The organism is Pedobacter sp. HMWF019 (genome assembly GCF_003061025.1).
Lineage (GTDB): Bacteria > Bacteroidota > Bacteroidia > Sphingobacteriales > Sphingobacteriaceae > Pedobacter.
Window position 1 is genome coordinate 1 of sequence record NZ_QAIL01000280.1, and the last position, 4,860, is coordinate 4,860.

At 38.6% G+C, this 4,860-nt stretch carries 6 protein-coding genes; 5 read left to right on the top strand and 1 reads right to left on the bottom strand.

The annotated features are described in order from the left end of the window. On the bottom strand, positions 1–423 hold a 423-nt coding region (locus DBR11_RS16200), incomplete at its 3' end, for a GNAT family N-acetyltransferase (RefSeq protein ID WP_108553698.1). A 129-nt stretch (positions 424–552) separates the two neighbouring features. Here DBR11_RS16200 and DBR11_RS16205 point away from each other — a divergent pair. The 5 genes from DBR11_RS16205 (at position 553) to DBR11_RS16225 (ending at position 4,746) form a co-directional block, all read left to right on the top strand. After that, the gene (locus DBR11_RS16205; RefSeq protein WP_108553699.1) at positions 553–945 is read left to right on the top strand and encodes a hypothetical protein; all 393 of its coding nucleotides are present in this window, start codon (positions 553–555) and stop codon (positions 943–945) included. A 30-nt stretch (positions 946–975) separates the two neighbouring features. Then, positions 976–1,365, top strand: coding sequence for a (deoxy)nucleoside triphosphate pyrophosphohydrolase (locus tag DBR11_RS16210; protein WP_108553700.1), 390 nt, complete (start codon positions 976–978; stop codon positions 1,363–1,365). Positions 1,366–1,478: 113 nt separating this feature from the next. Further along, positions 1,479–1,871, top strand: coding sequence for a hypothetical protein (locus DBR11_RS16215; protein WP_108553701.1), 393 nt, complete (start codon positions 1,479–1,481; stop codon positions 1,869–1,871). 170 nt (positions 1,872–2,041) lie between these two features. Continuing rightward, a complete protein-coding gene (locus tag DBR11_RS16220; protein ID WP_108553703.1) occupies positions 2,042–4,087 on the top strand; it encodes a prolyl oligopeptidase family protein in 2,046 nt (681 codons plus the stop codon). 176 nt (positions 4,088–4,263) lie between these two features. Then, the gene (locus DBR11_RS16225) at positions 4,264–4,746 is read left to right on the top strand and encodes a hypothetical protein (RefSeq protein WP_108553702.1); all 483 of its coding nucleotides are present in this window, start codon (positions 4,264–4,266) and stop codon (positions 4,744–4,746) included. Positions 4,747–4,860 lie beyond the last annotated feature (114 nt).

Below are 4,860 nucleotides of genomic sequence, written 5' to 3' on the forward strand. Positions count from 1 at the left end.
CTCCAGGTGAATAAAGCCTGCTTTAATATACATACTTACGGCTTTTTCCAGTTGGGGGAAAGATTCAAGGTACAATTGATGATAGCCCATTTTTTTTGCGGATTTGAAGCATTCATCCAGAAGAAGTTTTCCTATACCTTTGCCGCGGGACGCGGAAGATAGATACAATTTAACCAGTTCTGCGCATCCTTTGGGCAAACCTTCTGTAGGATAAATACCGCAACCACCCAGCAGAACGCCATCTTCTTCCGCAATAAAATACGCAGAGCCACTTTGCCGGAAAAGAGTATATAAATCATCTGTAGTAGGATCTGAGTATACTGTGCCTACTTTTGGAACATTGAATTCTTCAAGTGAAGTTCTGATGATCTTTGCGAGATCTGTATTGTGGTCTTTGCGAAGGGATTGGATTTGTAATGACATGGTCTAGATAATTTACTTACAATAATATGTAGTCTGCTACATAAAAACAAATTATTGCATTTTCAAAGTGCACTGCCATAGGGTTGTCAGTTCGTCCGTTTTATTTTGTTCTTAAATAATGCTATTGTCATGAACCTGCAAATACAAATCAAAGATCTCTGTGCTTTTAATGTTAAGGCCAATCAGGAATTTCTTCAATCTTTAGATCAGACTTCTACTGAATTATGGAAGGAGAAGCTTTATTCCAATTTCAGCGACATCCAAAGGGAAATACAACAAATTGTTTCTGTGGATGGTGCTGTAATGGAACTTTCAGATACAGAAACTATTGCTAGAAACTTAGTATCCCGGGCAGAGGAGTTGCTTCGCTATGTAAACGATCTACCTGAGGCATTGCTGAGAGAGGAAGTTCAATGCTATATTCGATGTGAAGGGCAGGTGAGGATGCCAAGATATGAACGGATACAACAGATTATTGTCTATAGTGCCTACAAACGTGGCTTGATTCAAATAATTTCTTAAAGGAAAGGGGAGAGTTCATTATCTTGCAGCATGATTGATGTATGTTGTGCTATCATTGTTAGAGAGGATGGTTGTGTTTTAGTCGCTCAGCGCGGTGCAGATCAATTATTACCTTTAAAGATTGAATTCCCGGGTGGGAAAATTGAAGCAGGAGAACAGGCGGAGGATTGTTTACTAAGAGAAATTAAAGAAGAATTAAATCTGGATATCTGTATTCATAAAAGGATGGAAAGTCACAAACATCATTACGCAGGTTTTTCCATTCATTTAATTCCTTTTGTTTGTTCAATTACAGGAGGTGAAATTCAAATGAGTGTGCATCAGAATTGCAGTTGGTTAATGCCGGGAGAACTACCGGATCTGGATTGGGCAGAAGCGGACGTTCCACTGATGAGGAATTATCTAAAGTCATTGGAATAAAGAGATAATCGTTTACCGCTTGTTTTGGGATGTTGACCGACTGTTACCCTTTATATACTGGTTAAACCTTTACGGACCTTGATTTTTCTAATAGTTTTGAAGAAAAAAAGATCATGGAAACTCTAAACAACAAAAAAACAAATCGTCATTTCGGCCTGGGGATATTCATGCTGGTTATTGGCGTAATCTATATGATCAGAAATGTAGGTGTGTCTATTCCTTTTTGGGTATTGAGCTGGCATACGATTCTGTTGGCGATAGGTTTACTGATCGGGTATAGGAAAAATTTCAGATCTGGAGCTTGGGTGGTACTGGTGATTATAGGAGGTATTTATACGCTGCAAAGTATCATAATGGTTAGTCTCACTTCTTATTCAACAGCTTTTGTTTTTATAGGTTTGGGTTTGTATCTGGTGCTTAAACCTAAAAAAGAGATTCGCTTTTGTGGATTTGAAGAAGGAAAGGAGAAGATCAATTTTCAGGATGTTCACGAAGGCGGGAAATAAATTATATGTTCAAATATTAGAGAGGCAGCCGGAAAAGGGTTGCCTTTTTTATTTAACTTAGGATAATTCAATACTGACTTATTATGAAACGACTCCAAAATTCTGTCCTTCTTCTTAGTGTACTATTTCCTATTTTTGCCACGGCACAGCAAAAGCCTTCAAAAAACCTTATGAAATACCCGCAAACAAAGACAGATAATGTAAAAGATACTTATTTCGGAACTGTTGTAGATGATCCTTACCGCTGGTTGGAGGATGACAGGTCGGCAGATACCAAGGCCTGGGTAACTGCACAAAATGAGGTGACCAGGAATTACCTGGCACAGATTCCGTTTAAAAATGATATTAAGCAACGATTGACCAAACTCATGAATTATGAGAAGTATTCCCAGCCATTTAAGGAAGGTGCTTATACTTATTTTTACAAGAACAGTGGTTTGCAGAATCAGAGTGTACTTTACAGGCAAAAAGAGGGCGAAGAGGCGGAAATTTTTTTGGATCCAAATACTTTCTCCAAAGATGCAACCACTTCATTGGCAGGAATTAACTTTTCTAAGGATGGTAGTTTATTGGCTTACCAATTGTCTGAAGGTGGATCTGATTGGACGAAAGTGGTGGTTATGAGGGCGTCTGATAAAAGTATTGTAGGTGATACATTAGTTGATGTCAAGTTTTCCGGTATTGCATGGCAGGGAAATGGCGGCTTTTACTATAGCAGTTACGATAAGCCCGCAGAAGGTAGTCAATTGTCTGGCCTGACCCAATATCATAAGCTGTATTTCCATCAATTAGGTACGGCACAAAAACAAGATCAGCTGGTTTTTGGAGGTGATAAAACACCAAGGCGTTATATTGGAGCTGGTTTAACGGAGGATGAGCGTTACCTGATCATTTCAGCCGCCAATTCAACTTCTGGAAATGAACTGTATATAAAAGATCTTTCTGTTCCGAATTCTCCAATCGTTTCTGTTGTGGATAATTTTGATCAGAACCATAGCATCATTGATAATATAGGGACAAAATTATATATCTATACAAATTTAAATGCGCCAAATGGAAAAATCGTTACTGTGGATGCGTCAGATCCTAAGCCTGAACATTGGGCAACTTTAATCAAGGAGACTGAAAATGTACTGAATCCTTCTACCGGAGGAGGTAAATTATTTGCCAATTATATTAAAGACGCGGTATCTCTGGTGTTGCAGTATGATATGGGTGGTAAATTGGAGCATGAGATCAAGCTGCCCGGAATCGGTACCGCAACAGGTTTTGGTAGTAAAAGAGAAGAAAAAGAATTATTCTATATGTTTACCTCTTATGTTTACCCGACAACGATTTTTAAATATTCAGTAGCTACCGGTAAGTCTGAGGTTTATAAGAAACCGGGGGTAGATTTTGATCCTTCAAAATATGAGTCTAAGCAGGTATTCTATGCTTCTAAGGATGGGACAAAGGTTCCAATGATTATTACTTATAAAAAGGGACTGATCCTGAACGGAAAAAATCCAGCGTTACTTTATGGGTATGGGGGCTTCAACATCAGTTTAACACCGGCTTTCAGTACATCCGTGGTGGTTTTACTGGAACAAGGTGCAGTGTATGCGGTTCCTAATCTCAGGGGCGGTGGAGAGTATGGAGAGAAATGGCATATTGCTGGAACTAAGATGCAGAAGCAAAATGTATTTGATGACTTTATAGCGGCCGCAGAGTATCTGATCAAAAGTAAATATACGTCATCTGATAAACTGGCTATAATGGGTGGGTCTAATGGAGGCTTACTGGTTGGTGCGACCATGGCTCAACGGCCTGATTTGTTTAAAGTTGCTCTTCCTGCAGTTGGAGTAATGGATATGTTGCGTTATCATAAATTTACTGCCGGGGCTGGATGGAGTTTTGATTATGGAACTTCGGAAGATTCAAAAGAGATGTTTGAATATTTGCACCGCTATTCTCCTGTGCATGCTTTAAAACCTGGAGTAAAATATCCTGCGACATTGGTCAGTACAGCTGATCATGATGATCGGGTGGTACCTGCACACTCTTTTAAATTTGCTGCTACGCTTCAAAAAGATCAGGGGGGAGATGCTCCTGTATTGATCAGCATTCAAACCAATGCTGGGCATGGAGCTGGTAAACCAACGGATAAAGCTATTGAAGAAACAGCTGATAAATGGGCTTTTTTGCTCTATAATACGGGTTTAGGTTACCAAAAGTAACAAGAGAAATGGTTCATCTGCAGGAAGCAGAATGGCTGTTTCTTTTTTGATATCTTTTTTGGGGCATTGTTAACAAATTTAAGTTTGAATTGTTATGGAAATCGGGTGAGTTTGTAATCCTTTTTATGAATGAACTTATAGGCAATTGTGCCAATTATCATTAAATAAACAATTGTATGAAAAAATCAGCTTATTATCTGTTACTACTAGCCGCTGTACCTCTTGCGTTTAGTTGTAACCAGGGCACTAAAAATTCAGCAAAAGGAGATGCAGTCGCTAAAGCAGACTCCTTAATAAAGAGTGATTGCTTCCAGGCAATAGATGGGAAGGATACAGCTGATTTGAAAATAAAAACATTGAGTACAGGCAAAATTGCAGGTAAACTGGTCATCAATTATTTGGATAAGGGGAAAAATGATGGTCTGGTAGAAGGAAATTTTAAAGGTGACACGCTTTTTGTTGATTATACTTTTAAAATTGGGACAAGTAATCCGACGATTTATAAAAATCCACTGGCCTTTTTAAAAAAGGATGGGAAACTTGTAATGGGGGTAGGACAGATCGAAACCAGTTTGGGGAAATCTTACTTTGTTAGAGGTAAGCCTATTAGCTTTGATAAAGGCCGGTTTGTTTTTGCTTCAATAGATTGTAAAGAGTAAAATATATAGATTTTTGAGACAGGCTCTGCTTTATGGAGCCTGCATTTGCTTTTCGCTAATGCAATTAGGTAGTGTGTGTGCTTATTTATTTGAGTAATAATTAGGTGTCAGAGC

Coding starts and splice junctions, on each gene's coding strand:
- DBR11_RS16210 (WP_108553700.1), top strand. CDS start 976: ATGATTGATGTATGTTGTGCTATCATTGTTAGAGAGGATGGTTGTGTT.
- DBR11_RS16220 (WP_108553703.1), top strand. CDS start 2,042: ATGAAATACCCGCAAACAAAGACAGATAATGTAAAAGATACTTATTTC.
- DBR11_RS16225 (WP_108553702.1), top strand. CDS start 4,264: ATGAAAAAATCAGCTTATTATCTGTTACTACTAGCCGCTGTACCTCTT.
- DBR11_RS16205 (WP_108553699.1), top strand. CDS start 553: ATGAACCTGCAAATACAAATCAAAGATCTCTGTGCTTTTAATGTTAAG.
- DBR11_RS16215 (WP_108553701.1), top strand. CDS start 1,479: ATGGAAACTCTAAACAACAAAAAAACAAATCGTCATTTCGGCCTGGGG.